This window comes from Salipiger sp. (genome assembly GCF_048261495.1).
Taxonomy (GTDB): Bacteria; Pseudomonadota; Alphaproteobacteria; order Rhodobacterales; family Rhodobacteraceae; genus Salipiger.
The window spans coordinates 366,149-382,465 of record NZ_JBLXFX010000002.1; the positions used below are offsets into that span (position 1 = coordinate 366,149).

At 70.4% G+C, this 16,317-nt stretch carries 13 protein-coding genes; 10 read left to right on the plus strand and 3 right to left on the minus strand.

Translation table 11 applies throughout. The features are described 5' to 3' along the window. Nucleotides 1-100 precede the first annotated feature (100 nt). The 7 genes from ACN0RJ_RS05250 to ACN0RJ_RS05280 are packed head-to-tail and all read left to right on the plus strand — an operon-like array spanning nucleotide 101 to nucleotide 11,112. Nucleotides 101-643, plus strand: a complete 543-nt coding sequence (locus ACN0RJ_RS05250; RefSeq protein ID WP_417723609.1) for a papain-like cysteine protease family protein — start codon at nucleotides 101-103, stop codon at nucleotides 641-643. After that, nucleotides 640-2,025: a hypothetical protein gene (locus tag ACN0RJ_RS05255; protein WP_417723610.1), complete on the plus strand. Its 1,386-nt coding sequence runs from the start codon at nucleotides 640-642 to the stop codon at nucleotides 2,023-2,025. Before ACN0RJ_RS05250 ends, ACN0RJ_RS05255 begins: the two co-directional genes overlap by 4 nt. Before the next feature lie 20 nt (nucleotides 2,026-2,045). Further along, on the plus strand, nucleotides 2,046-3,386 hold the full coding sequence (locus tag ACN0RJ_RS05260) for a hypothetical protein (RefSeq protein WP_417723611.1): 1,341 nt from the start codon (nucleotides 2,046-2,048) through the stop codon (nucleotides 3,384-3,386). Further along, nucleotides 3,386-4,441, plus strand: coding sequence for a polyprenyl synthetase family protein (locus ACN0RJ_RS05265; RefSeq protein ID WP_417723612.1), 1,056 nt, complete (start codon nucleotides 3,386-3,388; stop codon nucleotides 4,439-4,441). The genes ACN0RJ_RS05260 and ACN0RJ_RS05265 overlap by 1 nt, the downstream gene beginning before the upstream one ends. A 15-nt stretch (nucleotides 4,442-4,456) precedes the next feature. After that, complete coding sequence (locus ACN0RJ_RS05270) at nucleotides 4,457-6,133, plus strand: hypothetical protein (protein WP_417723613.1); 1,677 nt, start codon at nucleotides 4,457-4,459, stop codon at nucleotides 6,131-6,133. Between the two features lie 25 nt (nucleotides 6,134-6,158). Next, the gene (locus tag ACN0RJ_RS05275) at nucleotides 6,159-7,376 is read left to right on the plus strand and encodes a hypothetical protein (protein ID WP_417723614.1); all 1,218 of its coding nucleotides are present in this window, start codon (nucleotides 6,159-6,161) and stop codon (nucleotides 7,374-7,376) included. A 10-nt stretch (nucleotides 7,377-7,386) separates the two neighbouring features. Further along, entirely contained in the window at nucleotides 7,387-11,112 is a 3,726-nt protein-coding gene (locus tag ACN0RJ_RS05280; RefSeq protein ID WP_417723615.1) for a hypothetical protein, read from the plus strand. Here the strand turns inward: ACN0RJ_RS05280 and ACN0RJ_RS05285 are convergent. Next, nucleotides 11,013-11,990: a hypothetical protein gene (locus tag ACN0RJ_RS05285; protein ID WP_417723616.1), complete on the minus strand. Its 978-nt coding sequence runs from the start codon at nucleotides 11,988-11,990 to the stop codon at nucleotides 11,013-11,015. The two genes, ACN0RJ_RS05280 and ACN0RJ_RS05285, sit on opposite strands and share 100 nt — an antisense overlap. Here ACN0RJ_RS05285 and ACN0RJ_RS05290 point away from each other — a divergent pair. Together ACN0RJ_RS05290 and ACN0RJ_RS05295 are read left to right on the plus strand one after the other, a co-directional pair. After that, nucleotides 11,989-12,978 carry a hypothetical protein gene (locus ACN0RJ_RS05290; RefSeq protein WP_417723617.1) on the plus strand — a complete coding sequence of 330 codons (990 nt, stop codon included), beginning with the start codon at nucleotides 11,989-11,991 and terminating at the stop codon, nucleotides 12,976-12,978. The two genes, ACN0RJ_RS05285 and ACN0RJ_RS05290, sit on opposite strands and share 2 nt — an antisense overlap. A gap of 39 nt (nucleotides 12,979-13,017) precedes the next feature. After that, a complete protein-coding gene (locus tag ACN0RJ_RS05295) occupies nucleotides 13,018-13,401 on the plus strand; it encodes a hypothetical protein (RefSeq protein WP_417723618.1) in 384 nt (127 codons plus the stop codon). A gap of 84 nt (nucleotides 13,402-13,485) precedes the next feature. Here the strand turns inward: ACN0RJ_RS05295 and ACN0RJ_RS05300 are convergent, their stop codons facing one another. Together ACN0RJ_RS05300 and ACN0RJ_RS05305 are read right to left on the minus strand one after the other, a co-directional pair. Beyond that, complete coding sequence (locus ACN0RJ_RS05300) at nucleotides 13,486-15,216, minus strand: methyl-accepting chemotaxis protein (RefSeq protein ID WP_417723619.1); 1,731 nt, start codon at nucleotides 15,214-15,216, stop codon at nucleotides 13,486-13,488. A 16-nt stretch (nucleotides 15,217-15,232) separates the two neighbouring features. After that, nucleotides 15,233-15,802: a hypothetical protein gene (locus ACN0RJ_RS05305; RefSeq protein ID WP_417723620.1), complete on the minus strand. Its 570-nt coding sequence runs from the start codon at nucleotides 15,800-15,802 to the stop codon at nucleotides 15,233-15,235. A 158-nt stretch (nucleotides 15,803-15,960) separates the two neighbouring features. Between ACN0RJ_RS05305 and ACN0RJ_RS05310 the strand changes: the two genes are divergently transcribed. After that, nucleotides 15,961-16,290: a DMT family transporter gene (locus ACN0RJ_RS05310; protein WP_417723621.1), complete on the plus strand. Its 330-nt coding sequence runs from the start codon at nucleotides 15,961-15,963 to the stop codon at nucleotides 16,288-16,290. Nucleotides 16,291-16,317: the final 27 nt, after the last annotated feature.

A 16,317-nucleotide genomic window follows, 5' to 3' on the forward strand; every position in this document is an offset into this window, starting at 1 on the left:
ATTTGGGCCCACTACCATTTTGCGGCGCAGGACCCTTTCCCGCGTCAAACGGATACTGAAATGGATCGGCCTTCGGCCGTTCATGCCCCGGGGGGTTGGCATGAGGTTTGTCATTGACAGCGACCGTGCGCCGACAAGCACGGTCGGCACGACTTTCGAACCGCCGCAGGCGGTGGACGGGTGGCACAGGCTGAGCCTGGCACCGGATCTTCAGAGCGCGGAAAACTGGTGCTGGGCGGCGATCGCGGCGAGCGTGGCGCGGCACTACGGCGCCGCCCCAGCGGACCAGAACGAGATCGCGGCGCGGCTGACCGGTTCGCTCGACCGGGAGGCGCGGCTCGACGCCGCCCTGCGCCTGACCGGCTGCTTCGGCCACTGGACCCCCGGCAAGCCCCTGTTCGACCGCATCCGCTTCGAGATTAACGCCGGGCGCCCCTTTGCCGCGCGCATCGCCTGGCATCAGGGCGCGGGGCATTACGCGCTGGTCACCGGCTACCATGTCGATGGCACCCTGCAGATCGACGATCCCGCCACCGGGCAGAGCGTCGCGCCCTACGCCGGCTTCCCGGAGCGCTATCGCAGCGGCGGCGGCTGGACCGAGACCTTCTGGACCACGCCCCCGATCGCCGGGCGGCGGACATGAGCGGGTTCGACATCGCCGCCGGGGCCACGCTTTCCGGGTTGCGCGACCTGCTGGCCCGGCTCTACGCGGTGCCCGAGCTCCGCGCCGGGTTGTTCGCGGGCTCGCAGAGCGTCGACCTCGGCCCGATGGGCATGGCGACGGGAGGCTGGGATGTCACCGAGGTCCCTGTGCTGTCGCTGACCCCGCCGTCACCGGCGGACTGGGCCACCGCGCATGGCGCCGATCCCGACGCGCTGCCACCCCGCCCGGAGACGAATGCCTTTGCCCTCACCTGTCCCGCGGTTTCGGTGTCGCTGACCGCCTCCGGGGTGACCAGAACCGCGAAGGGCAAGGTCGTCGCCTACGGCCGCTTCACGATGACGAAGGGCGCTCCGGGGCTGGAGGTGCTGGCCGTCGGTCTCGACGAGAGCGATTTCTCGATGCTGGACGCGCTGATGGTGAACCGGCTGATCGTTCCGCGCCTTCTCGACATGACCAGGGGCATCGCGGCCGCGATCCCGCTGCCCCGGCTTCCCCGGCTGGCGGGGATCGGGTTCCAGCCGCCGGTCTTTGCGGTCGACCCCGGGGGGCTTGCCATCGCCACGAGCCGCGAGGGCGCGCCGCCCCCCGATGCCGCCGGCATCGCCCCGCCGGGGCCCGCTCTTTTCGCGCTGGTGGACCTCGCGGCGCTGAACGCGGTGATCGCGGCGGCGCTCGCCCCCTCCTACAGCGCCGAGGAGACCGGCGGCAGCGATGCCTTCACCGCCTCCGCCCGCGTCACGGCACGCGACCTGACCCTGACGCTCGCGGCCGAGGGCGCGGCCCTCGTGCTGCGCGTCACGGGCCGCTTTGCCGCCTATGGCGAGCTGAGCGGCACCGGAGTCGGGATCACCAAGGCCGTTCTCTGCCCGATCGGCGCGGCGGCGGATGCCATCGCGGACCCCGGGAAATGGGACAAGGTGGTGGCCGAGATGGACCTCGGCCACAGCCCCGATCCGCTGCCCGTCGCGGTCGCGGCAACCGTCGCCGCCCCCGCCGGAGAGCCGCCCGCGCAGGTGGTGGATCTGTCGCTGCCGGGGCAGAGCCTGCCGCCGGACCTGTCGCTGAGCTTCACGCCGAAATGGTCGGGTTCGGTCACCGGATCGGCGCTGTCGGCGGCGGCCTCCGCCTTTGCCGGGGTGGTCGCGCGCGCCTTCGAGGAAACGGTGCGCGGCATCGCCGCCGACCTTCTCGACCAAGAGGCGCGACTGTCGGTCAGCCTTCCGGTCGCGGAGATGACGACCCGCGTCTCCCTCGGCGGCGGCCTGCGGATCACCCTGACCCTCGGCGCGCCGCCGGGGCCCGTCCTCGCCCCGATCTCGTCCAGCCTCTTGTGTCAGCCGCTGACGCTGACGCTCTCCTGACCCCGCGCCCGGAGGATGCCATGACCCGACCCGACCCCACCGACCTGCCGCAGCGCACCGCCCGCGCGATGGCGGCGTACGATCCTGCCTTCCCCTTGCAATGCTTCGACTTTCCGCTGGCCTTCGGGGTCGATCTGCCGCCCGGCGCCCATGCCCCCCACGGCGACCTCGGGATGCGGTTCCACGATTTCGCCCTGACCGGCCTGTCGCGCCCGCGCCCGGTCGCGCTGCCGGGCGGCTTCGATCTGCACTTTCCCGCCCTCGGCTTTCAGGGCCGTGCCACGCTCACCGCGAAATCCTCGCCCGAAATCACGCTGGACACCGGCGGCGGGCTGATGGCCTTCGGCGACGAGGACATCGGCACCGGCGGCGGCCCGACCGACCCGCTCGACCCCGCGAGGAAGGGCGAGATGCTGGAGCAGGCGCGGCGCGAACGGGCCCGGCTGATGGACAGCGAGAACGGCCGCAAGCTGATGGGCGAGTACAACGAGCACAACGAGGTCTACAATTCGGTCTTCGTGAAAAGCGCCGCCGCGCGCAACGCCTGGACCGCCAACGGCGCGACGCGGGACATGGCCGAACACACCCACGTGGCGCTGGGCGACGAGGATCCCACCGTCACCGTGGTCAATCCCGAAGCCCGCGAGCGCACCTTCGGTACCCGGCAGGTGACCTACAACCAGAACGCCTTTGTCCAGCAGCTTCAGATCGTGGTGAACACGATCAGCCAGGACCCGACCTTCAACCCCTGGGACCCGCGCGCGAAGCTCGATCCCGAAAGCCGCTACGTGAAGGCGAGCCTGGCCGCGATGAACTTCGGCAAGGCCACCGAGAAGACCGGCAATTCCAAGACCCTGATCAAGCCGCTGACCGGCCCGGACGTACACGGAACGGTCGATGCCAGCGACGGCGAGATGCCGAAATCCTCGGTCGGAGAGCTGGAAAGCGTGATCGCCCAGGGCGTGCAGGACGGTGGCCGCGCCGCGGCCGAGGCCGGGGATCGCGGCTGGCGGGTGCTGGACGAGGAAGACCGCCAGTTGGTGCGCCGCCACCTATACCTCGGGGCGCTGGAACGCGCGGCCGAGGCGGCGAACCACCCGCGCGACCTCTGGTCCGGCGATGCCGGCGCCACCATCGCGGGGGTCGTGGCGCGGGTCCGCCCCGGCGGCGATCCCGAGGTCGAGGTGATCATCCCCGCCTTCGAATTCGACATCGACGACAGCGCCTGGACCGGCGCGGCGGGCGATACCGCGCGCGACCGGCTTTCGGAGGTGGCCTTTGCGCGGTCCTTCCTCCTCGACCGCGTCGAAACCGCGATCCGAGAGGCGGTACGCGCGGCGCTGACCCGGGCGCGCGGCTGATGCGGTGCGCCGCACCCGACACCCTGCCCGGGCGGCTGCGGCTGTCCTCGGGCACGGGCGATGCGCTGGACGAGATCACCGGCCGCCTGCTGGCCGAGGATTTCGCCCGCTACGAGGTCGAACTGTCGCGCGCTCTGAGCCCGCAGGCGCCCTATCTCGGGGCCGAGGAACAGGAACTCTACCGGCGCGGCAAGCGCATAAGGCCGATGCTGCTGATGCTGTCGGCGCGGATGATCGCGGGCGACGGGCCGCTGCCCGCCAAGGTCATCAAGGCGGCGGTGTCGCTCGAGATGCTGCACGTCGCCACCCTGATCCACGATGACATCATCGACGACGCGATGACGCGGCGGGGCATCGCCTCGGTCAATGCCCGGCACGGGACGAATGCGGCGATCCTGCTCGGCGACATGCAGTTCGTGCAGGCGATCCGCACCTTCACCGACGCCATCGAGACCGAGACCGAGATGGGCCTCGTCAAGCTGGTGCTCGACACCGCCTTCCGGATCTGCGCCGGAGAGCTGGACGAGCTGCGCAGCGATCCGGGGCGCGATCCGGTGGCGCAGCGCGAACGCTACATGGAGGTGATCGAGCGCAAGACCGCGATCATGTTCGGGCTGGCCTGCGAAACCGGCGTCGCGCTGGTCGAGGGGCGCACCGGCCAGTCGCGCCGCGCCGGGTTCTACGGGCGCCGCGTCGGGCGGGCCTTTCAGATCTTCGACGACCTCATGGACATCCTCCAGGCTCCCGAAGGCTCGGGCAAGGGGCGCGGCACCGATCTGGCGCGGCGCACCCTGTCGCTGCCGCTGATCTTCGCGATGGAGGAGCTGGGCCCCGACCACCTGGTGAGCCGCATCCTGCGCGGCGCCGAGGCGACCCCCGCCGAACTGGCGCAGGGGGTCGAGGCGGTCATCCGTTCCGGCGCCCCTGCCCGCGCCTGGGCCGAGGCGCGCCTCCAGGCGCTCGACGCCGAAACCTACCTGCGCGGCTTTGCCGAAAGCCCCTGGCGCGACGCGCTGCGCACCATCGCCCTCGTCACCGTCAATCGTGCCTTCTGATCGGACCCCCGCCCCATGACCGCCCTCCTGCCGTTCCTGCTCAACAGCCTGCTGCCGCGCGTCGCGGATCCGGGCAACCCGCGCTTCTTCCTGCCCGCGGTGCTCGAGGCCCTGCCGGGGAGCAACAGCGCCGGAAAGCTGCTGCCGCTGGAGGAGGACGCCTGGGATCTCGGGCCCATCGGCGGCAACGTGGGCGAGACGATCACCCAGAGCTTTGCCGCCAACTGGTCGACCTATCTCGAACGGATGGAGGGCGAGGATCTCGGCGGGCAGCAGGCCATCGCCCCACCCGGAAATCCCGCGCCGAGCCTGTCGCTCGGCGGGGCGCCGCGCTCCATCCGCATCGGGGGGCTGCGCAACCTGCGCATTCTCGGCGCGCCGGATTACGAGGCGGTCGCGGACGGCTATGCCATTGCTCTGACGATGGAATTCGACCACTGGGACGGGACCGGGGGCCGCCCTGACCTGCCGCGCCTCGGTCTTTCGGCGCCCTTCACCATGCGCCAGGCGCTCTGCCTCGCGGATACGGGAGGCACGGTCTGCAACGGGCGGCGCAGCACCGACATCGCGGGGCACGGCACGGTTTCCGCGCGGCTCACCGGGGCATATCTCGACCTGCTGGTGCATGTGACCGCGCCCCGCGATGCCGGCGGCGCCTTCGGCACCGGGCTCGTCGTGTCGGTCGAGCGCGTGACCATGCGCGGCGCGGATGCCGCCACCCTGCCGGGGATCGAGGTCGACGATCTGACGATAGAGGCGGATTTCCACGCATTCCTGCTCAATTTCTGGCGCAGCCAGATCACCGCCGCGCTGACCTCGCCCGACGGGGTGAGCGGAATTCTCGGCAATATCAACGCCGCCCTCGCCCGCCCCGGCAACCGTGCCGCGCTGGCCGGGGAGGTCACGAAGAACCTCGCCGCGGTGCTCGACGATCTCTTTGCCCCGGTTTCGGGCGGGCTGGCCCCCTCTTCCGCGCGGGCCTCGGTGAACGAGGCCGACCGTTATCTCTTCGACCGGCTGCGGCATGCGCTCGGGCGGCCCGCCTCGCGGCTGTTCCTGCCGCGCCTGCTGGCGCAGGGCGGATCGCCCGGGCTGGAGCCGCTGCACATCGCCAGGGTGCCGCTGCCCGACATCCGCCCCGATCCGCGGCTGACCTTCACCGACTGCCACCTCACCGGGCTGACCGTCACCGGCCTGAGCAACGCCAGGGGCGCCGAGACCGCCTTCGACCTCGACGGCGATGCCATGCGCTTCGAGGCGGAGGTGGGCGGCTGGAGCCCCGCGCCGGTCCTGCCCGGCGGTCCCGCGATCCCCGCGCCCCCGGCCCGGGGTGCGGCGGATTTCTCGATCACCCCCAAGGGCGAGCGCAGCGCCATCACCGGCAGCATCGCGATGACCGCGCAGGCGGTGCAACTCTCCGGGCGCGCCGTCGCCACCGGCACCTCGGACGGCGACCTCGTCATCACCCTGACGGGGCTGCGGCTGTCCGCCCGCGACCTCTCGCGCGCGATCCGGGTCACGGTGCGGCTGGACAGCTGGTTCGCCGAGATGATCAACGCCGGCGCCAACTCGCCCGGCGTTCTCGACGGCATTCTCGGCGCGCTCAACGACGCACTGAAGGACCAGCTTGCCGCGCTGAGCCGCGACATCACCCGCCACGCCCGCGAGGCCATCGCCTCGGAATTGCGCTGACACGACCGAAGACGGAGAGATCGCCATGCCCCACACGGACATCCGCCTGATCGCCTACGAACTGCCGACCTGTTCGTCCTACGACGCCAAGCCCAAGTCCGAGAGCGCGCTCACCGGCTATCCCGCGGGCGGGCTGGCCGCGCCGGTCGCCGCCGCCCCTGTCGACCCGCCGCCCCATGCCGGGGCGCAGGATGCACACCACCGGCTGCGGCGCCTCGCCTCCATCGTCGATCTGGCCAAGTGGGAGCTCGAGGATTCCGGGCGCGACGCGCCGACCACGCTCAAGGTCTTCATGGCCCCGGAATTCTACTTCCGTCCGCCGCTCGAAGGGCGCACCGACCGCAGGAACATGACCTACCCGCTGGAGGATCACGACTATATCGTCGAGCAGCTCGGCAAGATGTTCAGCGACCCGGGCTTCGATCACTGGCTGATCGTCGCCGGGACGATCATGGTCAACACCACCCACACGCCGGTGACCGCGCCGGGGGTCAACCCCCTCACGCGAGAGGTGTTCTCCAACGTCTGCGTGATCGCGCGGGGCGGCACCAACGACCCGGTCCGGGTGATCCACAAGCGCACGCCGTCGAACCTGGACGGGGTGCTTGCCATCGACTGCCCCGGCGCGGTGCCCGATTACCGCGATGCGCATGCGGCCTGGGACGTGCGGCGGCGCAATGTCTTCACCGTCGACGGGCTGACCTTCGGCATCGAGATCTGCCTCGATCACCGCAGCGGCGTGCTGCGCGCGATCCTCGCGGACTGGGGCAGCCACGAACCGGCCGGCACCGCCCCCGCGATCGATGCCCACCTGCTGCCGGCGGGCGGCATGAACATGCGGGTGGAAAGCATCTGTGCGAGGCAAAACGGGGTGATCTTCCGAAACGACGGCTATGCCTCCATCCCGCCCGGCCAGCCCGACACCTCGGCCCACAGCGAAAGTTACCGGGTGCGGGGGTACCAGCTTCCGGGCTCGGCAACGCTTCTCACGCAGCCGACGGGCGAGGCGCAGTGGCAGACGGTCGCCGCGCCCTCGGCCGCGAACCCGCACTGGGTGCTCGACATCCCGCAGGGCCCGATGGAGGTGCCGGACCTCAACGATCCGGACAGCTACACCTTTCCCCAGCGGCTCCGCTTCTGGCCGAGCCATCCGCTGATGCCGGCCGCGCCGCCGCCCGTCGCGGCCCCGGTTCCGGCGCCGCCGCCCCCGCAACCCCAGCCCGCCCCCGGCGGTCCGAGCTGAGGAGCCCGCCATGGACCTTTCCGCGCTGCAATCCGCCCTCGCCCTGCCCGCCTCGGGTCGGCTGAGCCTCGGCAAGGGCATCCTCGGGGCGGCTTTCGACGACCTGCTGGACGCGGGGTTCGACGGCGGGCCGCTGATCCTCGGGCAGGCGCGGACGGTCCCCGGACAGGGCGGCGACATCGTCATCGACGGGGTGATCGGCATTCTCGGAATCGCGGATGTGCCCGCCCGCGCCCGCTTCGCGCTCAATGCCTCGGGCGCGGTGCTGGCCGAGATCGCCGCAACCATGCCCCCCGGCTGGAGCTTTGCAGAGAGCTTTCCAGGGATGCCGGGGATCGTCGACTGGAGCACTGAGCCGGGCAGGCTGGTGAATCCGCTCGACGCGCTCCGCCTGTCCGATGCCCGGATCGTCGCCGCCACCCACCCGGGGCAGGACGCGACCACCGGCGTCGCGCTGAGCCCGGGCCTGACCTTTACCGCCACCTGGACGCCCGATCCCGCCGTCGCCGTCGCCCTGACGCTGTTCGGGCAAACGGCGCGGACCCGGATCTTCGGTCCGATCCGGCTGACGGGCAAGGCGCCCGCCCTCGGCATGGGGCAGATGCCCTGGATGGTCGAGGCGCCGGGAATCGCGCTCTCGGCCACGCTCGGCGGCAGCGCGCAGATCGGTCGGGTCGCACTGTCGGGCCTGGCGCTGCACGCCTATGCGCCGCTGACTGCGGCGGCGGGCGCCGTGCCCGGCTACGCGCCGCGCCTCGCGCTCGGCTCCTCCGCGACGCTGGCCGGTTCGGGTCTCGCCGCCGAGGTGACGCTGCCGATCGAACCCGGCACCGACAGCATCGAGGTCGCGACCCGGTTCACCGGGCTCGACGTCGGGACGGTCACCTCGCTGGCGGGGCTGGCCGATCTCGCCGGGACGGATGTCACGGCCCACCTGCCGAGCGGGGCCGCGGCCCCCTCGGGCGGCCTCGGCACCATCGCGCTGCGCGGCTTTGCCTTCGGCATCGCGCGCGACGCGGCGGGCAAGCCGCGGCCGAGCTGGGCCAGCTTTGCCATCGCCATGGACGAGGCCGCCTGGGAGGTGCTGCCCGACCATTTCACCGTGACCGGGCTTGCCGCCGACATCTTCGTCACCGCGCCCTTCGACGGCAGCGCGCGCCGGATCGAGGCGACGCTGCGGGGCACCATGACCATCGAGGGCATCCCGGTTTCGGTGCGCGCCGACACGCTCGACGGCTTCGCGGTCCGTGCGGAGCTCGGCAGCGGCCGGACCATTCCGCTGAAACGGCTGATGGCGACCTGGGCGCCGGGCATCGCGCCGCCGGGCGATCTGACCGTCGACCGCCTTGCGGTCGAACTGCACCCCGGCAAGGGCGCGGGCTTTGCTCTTGCCCTCGCCGCGCAGCCGCACCCGTGGGAGATCCCGCTCGGCCCCCGCACGCTGACGGTCTCGGACGTGACCTGCGCGCTCGACTGGAGCCGCGGCGGCGGCACCACCGGTTCCTTTCACGGCGTCGCCGCGCTGGGCGGGGCCTGCCTGCACCTCGGCTTCACCCTGCCGGGGAGCGCGCAGATCACCGCCCGCCTGCCCGAGATCCCCCTCACCGCGCTGTTCCGCGAGATCGGCGGCGTGGTGTCGGCGCCGCTGCCGCCGGGGTTCCCCGACGTGGTCCTGTCCCGCAGCGAGGTCGGCCTCACCCGCATGACCACCGGCACCGGCACGGCGCTTTACGCCTTCCGCCTGCGCACCACCGTGGCGGTGGGCGGCACCGAGGGGCTGAACCTGGCCGCGCAGGTGGTGCACGGCACCGGCGGCACCGGCTTTGCCGCCGCGATCTGGACCCCGAACTGGCCCTCCGGCGGGGGCTGGAGCCCCGGCAGCCTCTGGCAGCCGCTCGACGCGCTCGAGATCAACTCGGCCGGGCTGGTGATCTCCTCCATCGCGGCGGACGGCGGACACACCGCAGAGCTGGTGCCCGCCGCCGAGGTTCCCGCCTCGGCGCGCGCGGGCTTTGCCGTGGTCGAGGGCGTGACCATGTTCGCCAGCCTCACCCTGCACGGCGATCGGCTGGCGCTGTTCCGGGGCATCCTGGGCGATGTGACCTTCGACCTCTGCGCCAGCTTCGAAACCCGCAGCAGGAACACCGCGCTCGTCGCCCGTCTCGACATCGACCGGACAGCCGGGGCCTTTGTCTTCGAAGGCTTTTCCCTTGCCTGGGACAGCACCGGAACGACCCGCGCAACGATCACCGCCAGCACCTCCGGGCGCGTGCGCATCGAGGGTCGGGAGATGGCCTTCACCCTGTCCGGCGGCGTCTCGAGCGCCGGAACCGCGCGCGTCGAACTCGACATCCACGACTGGGTGCACCCCTTCGGCTACCGCCGCCTGACCGTGCGCGATTTCGGCGTGAGCCTCGCCTATGACGGCGGCGTGGTGGTGTCGGGCGCGGGCACCTTCGGCTTCGTCACGCGGTCGGGCAAGGCCTTCGATTTCTCCGTCGCCCTCGCCATCGTCGACTTCGAGGCGCCGAGCGGGATGGCCTGCGCCCTCAAGACCGACACCGGAGAGCTCATCACCGTGGGCGAGGTGCTGGAGGGCATCACCACCATCGATATCTACGACCTGCCGCCCGGCGCCGAGGTCATCCCCTGGGTCGCGCAGATCAAGCTGCTGGATCTCGTGCTGAAGTTCCGCGACCTGCGGTTCTGGGTGGTGGCCACCGATCAGATCACCATCGGGGACACGGTCCATACCGAGGGGTTCGGCTTTGTCGGCGACATCGAGATCTTCGGCAGGCACGTGACCGCCTCGCTCGACGTGAACGAGGCCGACAGGTCGTTCTTCGGCGGCGCCGAGATCCCCGAGGAGATCGTCGTCGGCAAGGTCATCCGCCTGCAACGCCCCGGGACGCCGGAGATGACACCCGACCTGCAACTCTCGCCAGCCGCCGGGGTGGTCAGGGGCAAGGGGCCGATCATGGCCGTCGCCTCCGAGATCAGCACCGAACATCCGCACTACCTCTATGTCGCGGCGCACGTGGAATTCTTCGACATCATCAAGGTCGATCTCTACGGCGAGGCGACCGACGACGGCATCCGCTACCTCTACCATCTCGCCGCGGGCCGGGCCGGCAGCGGCACCTGGGCCAGCCAGACCGTCACCCTGATGGTCGACCGGACCCGGCTCGCCTGCTCGGCGGGTCTGTCCTACGACCTCGGGATGAAGGACGTCACGCTGGGCGGCTTCCACCTGTTCAAGGTGCTCTACGTGCCCGAGGTGCACCTGCCCGATTTCCGCATCGGCGTGGCCGCCAGCATCGGCGCCGGGCTCGATCCGCCGCAGTTCCACCTTGGCGGTGCGCTCACCTTCCATGCACTCGGGCACGATCTGAATCCGGATTTCTCGATCGACCTCACGCTGGACGCCGCGCCCGAAAAGCTGGCCGAGACCGGCAAGCTGGCGCTGACCTGGATCAAGCAGGAGCTGGAAGGGCTGGTGGAGTCGGCCTTCGACCATGCCGACGATTTCGTCAAATGGCTGAAGCTGCACTGGGACTGGTTCAAGGATCAGGCCGCCGCCGTCGCCCGTGTCCTGCGCGACGTGTTCGACGCGGTGACGGATGCGCTGGTGCGCGGCTACATGCTGGTCGCGGGCTTTGCCGAGGACGTGATCGACGAAGCCATCAGCCTGCTCGAGGAGGCCTGCTCGATGACCCGCGCGGCGCTGGCGCTATGAGGCCAGCCGAGGCCCAGGAACAGGTAGATCTTGGCGCCGATGCGGCCCGACTCGACGGTGATCTTGACGTGGTTGAGCCGGCGCACCCAGACCGGCGCGCGGCCCGGCACCGGGTCGGGCACGACCTCGTCCGCGCGCAGGGCGTCGAGGCCGGGCGCCGCCCCGCACCACCGGCCGATCTGCGGCAGGTCGGGCAGGATCCCCGGCATGCAGCGCGCGACGCGGGCCAGATCCCCCGGCGTGCGCACCGGAATGTCGACGCCGATCCGCGGCCCGATGACCTCTCCCGCGTCGAGCGACAGGCGCACCGTCCCGCCGGCCGCCGCGTCCCGTATCCGGGACCAGGGCGCCACCGGCAGACCGAGCCGCTGCGCAACCCCGTCAAGCCGGTCCGGAGGCATCGACAGGCAGACCCGCACCCCGCCCTGCGCGCGGGCCGGAAACACCCCGAGAAACTCCGCCGGGCCCGGGACCGAGACCGCCTCCGCGAGATGGCCGAGACCGAAGGCCGTCAGCAGCGCCGGGCCGCCCTGCCAGAAGATCCCGGGCACCGGCCGATCCCCTTCCCATTGCGCGGCATCCACCTCGAGCCAGACGGCGCCCGCGCTGCGGTCGAGCACGGCGCGGTGCGGCCCCCAGCCCGGCGCGTCCCGCATGGCCCGCGCCACCGCCCCGCGGCGCGCATCCAGCCCGAGCGCCACATCCGCCGCGCCGCCGTTGTCGCGCAGTTCGAACAACACCTGTTCGCCGGCCGGAAGCCGCGCCTCGAGCTGGCGCGCCGCCGCCTCGACCGCGCCGACCCAGGGCACGGGTGGCAGGCCGCTCAGCGCCGCGCGCGCCCAGACCGCAGTCTTTTCAAAAGGAGGCAATGTCGCCATGGCCCAATCAAACTACGATCTCCTGACCGGAATCAGCGAGGGAAAACTGAACGAGATCGTCGCCTTCGTCTTCTCGAAGCCGCATGTGAGGACCGATGTCTTTCAGGGGTCCGACAGCGGCGAGCAGATGGGGCAGCCCTACCGGATCGACTGGCAGATCCTGACGGCCCCGCGCTTTTCGCTGGCGCCCCCGTCGGAACATGACTGGACCATCGCGTTGCACGCGGACGGCACGCCGCTGCCCCGGCGCGACGACGCGTTCCTGGTCGAGGTCGACCGGATGCACATCAAGGTCGCCGCCTTCGGCAAGAGCAACCACACCACCTTCCCGGTCCGCACCATCGCCACGGTCGCGGGCGCGGGCGGGCGGCTGCGGATCTCGACCCTCGGCATCATCGTCGATCTGAGCGGGGCCGACCAGATGGCGCGCTTCGTCATCCGGAGCGCGGTCATCCCGCAGGTGATGGCGGCGCTGGACAGAACGCTGAGCGGGATCGAACTGCCCGAGCTGCACTTTTCCGGCCAGAGCTTCACCCCGCCGGTGGTAGAGGCGCGGGACGGCTACCTTCTCACCGCGTTTAACCTCACCAAGGACGGCGCGCCCGCGATCGGCGATGCGCCGGTGGAAAGCGGGCCGTTCTTTGCCCGGATGAGCCGGGAGCTGATGCAACGGGTGGTCGATCACGAGGTCAATTCCGGGATCCGGGGCAAGACCTTCACCCAGACCGGGCGCGAGGCCGGAGGCGGGTTTGCCGCCCAATACTCGGTCTGGGGCCGCATCGACAGCCTCTCGGTCTCGACCACCGCCGATCCGCGGCAACTGACCGCCAAGGCCGGCCTGTCCATGTCGGCAAGCGCCGGGATCGACCTTCCCGTGGGTCAGGTCATCGACGCGCTGGGCAATGTCGGCAAGGAAATCGGCAAGGGCTTCGAAAAGGCCGGAAAGGCGATCATCAACCCCGACACCTGGAACCCGACGAAATGGTGACGTCGCAACACAACCTTCTGTTTTACAAGGTATTATCCCATGTCTGATATCGGAGTGAGCTACACGCTCGGCTACAACCCCAACCCCGCCCCCGTCAGCATTTCGGTGACCGCCGCCGGGCAGGGACTCTACGTGACCCTCGGCAACGTGCCGACCCTGGTGGTGGGCGCCACGCCGCGGTTTTCCCGGAACGTGCTGGCCGGGGCACTGTCCGTGATCCTGACACCGCTGGCGAACTCGATCACCCTTTCGCTGGGGCTGTTCGCGGGCAAGATCATGAACGGCCAGCGGTTTTCCATCGGCAAGGTCGATCCGCTTCCCTTCGACATCCAGGGCGTGAGCGGCTCGCTCCGGCCGGACCGTCTGAGCCTGACGGCGCGGGGCTCCGAACTGGTGATCCGCGGGGACTTCACCATGACCTGACCCCGGCTTCCGGCGCTTTCCTGCGCCGCACCCGGCGGCGAAGACCTGCCGCGGCCGGACAGGATCGGCCGCGGCAGGCTCGGATCAGGCAACCCTGCGCGGCGCGGCGGTCCGGCCGGGCGCGGCCGTCTCGAACCGCTCCATCAGTTCGGACAACCGGCTGGCATCGTTGCGCAGCATGTGGGCGGCAGCAGTGGATTCCTCGACCATCGCGGCATTCTGCTGCGTCACCCGGTCGAGATTGGTGACCCCGACGTTGATCTCGTTCAGACCCTGCGCCTGTTCCGCCGAAACCGTGGCGATATCGGTCACGAGCCCTGAGATGCTGCGCACCTGGGTGACCACCTCGTCCAGAGCCTGGCCGGCCTGTTCGACCAGTTGCGCCCCTTCCTTGACCTGGTCGGTCGAGCCGCTGATCAGGGTCTTGATCTGCTGGGCCGCGTCGGAGCTGCGTTGCGCCAGCGCGCGCACCTCGGAGGCGACCACGGCAAAGCCCTTGCCCGAGGCCCCGGCGCGGGCCGCCTCCACCCCCGCGTTCAGCGCGAGGAGGTTGGTTTGGAAGGCGATGTCGTCGATCACGCTGATGATCTCGCCGATCTGCTCGGAACTCTTCTCGATCCCGGCCATGGCGGCAACCGCCGCATTCATCACCTCGCCGTTGCGTTCGGCGTGCGACGAGGCGCTGTCGACGCTGGACTTCACCTCGCGCGCCCGTTCCGCCGCCTCCTTGACGCTCGACAACAGTTCGTCGAGCGCGGCGGCGGTCTGTTCCAGCGTCGCCGCCTGCGTCTCCGTCCGTTGCGACAGATCGTCGGAGCCGCGCGCGATCTCTTCGGCGCTGCTCGAGATGTTCTGCGCGCTCGAACTGACCTCGGCCACGGCGCTGTGCAGGCTTTCCACGGCGCGATTGTAGTTCTCGCGCAGCTCTTCGTATTCCGCCGGGAAGGGATCGGAGAGCATGTGGGTCAGCGCGCCTTCGGCGAGGCGATCGAGCGCCTTGCTGAGATGCTGGACGACGCGGGCCTGGGCCTCGTGCGCGGCAAGGCGGGCGCCCTCTGCCTGTCGGCCCTCGACCAGCGCGGCGACCAGTTCCGAAAGATGCGTCGCGAGCCTGCCGAATTCGTCCCGGCGCCCGCGCAGCGGCACTTCGGACTCGTAGTCTCCTTCGGCCACCCGTGTCATCGCCCCGTCCAGCGCCCGCATCGGGCGGGACACGATGCGCCGCATCATCAGCAAGGTCAACACCATCATCACCACGAAGGCCGCGCCGGCCGTCACGAGGATCAGCAACTTGCGGCCGGAGAGTTCGTCGAGGAAGGCCTGGTTGCTCCAGCGCATCACGTAGGCGCCGACCGGGGCCGCAAGGCCCGGCCGGGTCACCGGCGCGGCGACGACAAGCCCGCGGTCGCCGGTGACCATGGCATCCTCCTGCAGCGCCCGCGACACCAGTTCCATCATCATGGCGCGGTCGGCCTCCGGCGCGCCGCCTTCCGCGACCACGGCGCCGTCGGCGCCGATGACCAGAACCGCCCCGAGGCTTTCCTGCCCGGCCCCGAGGGTGGTTTCGACCGCAGCCGCGATGCGGTCGAGGGCCTGGAACCGCAGGTGATCGACCAGGTTCACGGATTCGGCGCGGGCGCTTTCCTCGGCCAGTTGCGCGATGCCGCGCGTGGCGACCTGCTCAAGCAGGCGCAGGGACTGCCAGCCCATGATGGAGGCCACCACCACCGTGGACAGCCCCAGCAGCAGGGCGATGCGCAGGAACACGGACTGAAAGGCGCCGCTCAGCCTGTAACCGAGATCCGATGGTTTCATGGTATTTTCCTGCCGATCACATCAGGTGCGCGGCATCGACGCCGACGGTGATGGCGCCGATCGGCTGACCGGTCGCGGGGTCGGTCACGGTCACCGAGATCTGCGCCTGATAGGTCTGGCTGGATTCATCGAACTCAACCTCGCCGAAATGCACGGCACCGGCGCCCTTGCCGTAGGTTTCGGTGAATTTCGCCTCGTCACCCTGCCAGTAGTCCGAAGTCAGGCCGGAGGCCGCGACGTTCAGGCCCTGCGCATCCATGATGAAGATTTCCGTGATCGCCCCGGCGGAGGCGCCGACCCGTTCGCGCAGGAAATCCGCCGCGGCACCGGTCAGCACCGGGGTGATGGTCGGCATGGCCGCCGCGCCGATTTCCGCGCGCCATGCATTGTCGAGGTCGATCACCCGGGCCTGGTCGTAGCCGCCGGTGACGGCATTCTGCGCCCCGATGGCGCCGACGATGGCGGGATCCTCGGCCCAGGTGCGGATTTCGGTTTCCAGGTAGCTTTCCATCGCTGGACGGAAATCCACGGCCATGGCCGGGCCGGCAACGAGGGCGGCAAACGCCGTAGCGTAAACGAATTTCATGTCAGGATCTCCTTCAAAGCGGCCCCGTGGCCGACCATCCGGGGGCAATCTAGACCCGAATCCCTGACAGCAGGTTAAGCCGCGCCGCTGCCCGCAGGGACTGGCGGAGCCCTTCGCGCGATGCCAGACAGGGGCACCGCGTCCATGCAGGAGATCCCGTGCCCTATCTCATCCTTGCCTTCGCCGTGCTGGCCGAAACAATCGGGACATCCGCCCTGCAGGCCAGCCAGCAATTCACCCGCCCCCTGCCCGCCGCGATCACCGTGGTCGCCTACGCGCTCGCCTTCTGGCTGCCCTCGCTCGCGCTCAGGACCTTTCCGGTCGGCATCGCCTACGCGATCTGGTCGGGACTCGGGATCGTCTTCATCGCCGCAATCGGCTACCTGGTCTTCGGTCAGAGGCTCGACTGGCCCGCGGTGACGGGAATGGGGCTGATTCTTGCCGGGATCCTCGTCATTCACCTGTTTTCCGGCGCCTCACCGCATTAAGGTATGGCCTTTCCGCGCTGCGGCGGC

Excerpts from the sequence above, each read along its gene's own strand:
- ACN0RJ_RS05260 (WP_417723611.1), top strand. The coding sequence starts at position 2,046 with ATGACCCGACCCGACCCCACCGACCTGCCGCAGCGCACCGCCCGCGCG.
- ACN0RJ_RS05265 (WP_417723612.1), top strand. The coding sequence starts at position 3,386 with ATGCGGTGCGCCGCACCCGACACCCTGCCCGGGCGGCTGCGGCTGTCC.
- ACN0RJ_RS05255 (WP_417723610.1), top strand. The coding sequence starts at position 640 with ATGAGCGGGTTCGACATCGCCGCCGGGGCCACGCTTTCCGGGTTGCGC.
- ACN0RJ_RS05305 (WP_417723620.1), bottom strand. The coding sequence starts at position 15,802 with ATGAAATTCGTTTACGCTACGGCGTTTGCCGCCCTCGTTGCCGGCCCG.
- ACN0RJ_RS05270 (WP_417723613.1), top strand. The coding sequence starts at position 4,457 with ATGACCGCCCTCCTGCCGTTCCTGCTCAACAGCCTGCTGCCGCGCGTC.
- ACN0RJ_RS05290 (WP_417723617.1), top strand. The coding sequence starts at position 11,989 with ATGGCCCAATCAAACTACGATCTCCTGACCGGAATCAGCGAGGGAAAA.
- ACN0RJ_RS05250 (WP_417723609.1), top strand. The coding sequence starts at position 101 with ATGAGGTTTGTCATTGACAGCGACCGTGCGCCGACAAGCACGGTCGGC.
- ACN0RJ_RS05280 (WP_417723615.1), top strand. The coding sequence starts at position 7,387 with ATGGACCTTTCCGCGCTGCAATCCGCCCTCGCCCTGCCCGCCTCGGGT.
- ACN0RJ_RS05285 (WP_417723616.1), bottom strand. The coding sequence starts at position 11,990 with ATGGCGACATTGCCTCCTTTTGAAAAGACTGCGGTCTGGGCGCGCGCG.
- ACN0RJ_RS05275 (WP_417723614.1), top strand. The coding sequence starts at position 6,159 with ATGCCCCACACGGACATCCGCCTGATCGCCTACGAACTGCCGACCTGT.
- ACN0RJ_RS05295 (WP_417723618.1), top strand. The coding sequence starts at position 13,018 with ATGTCTGATATCGGAGTGAGCTACACGCTCGGCTACAACCCCAACCCC.
- ACN0RJ_RS05300 (WP_417723619.1), bottom strand. The coding sequence starts at position 15,216 with ATGAAACCATCGGATCTCGGTTACAGGCTGAGCGGCGCCTTTCAGTCC.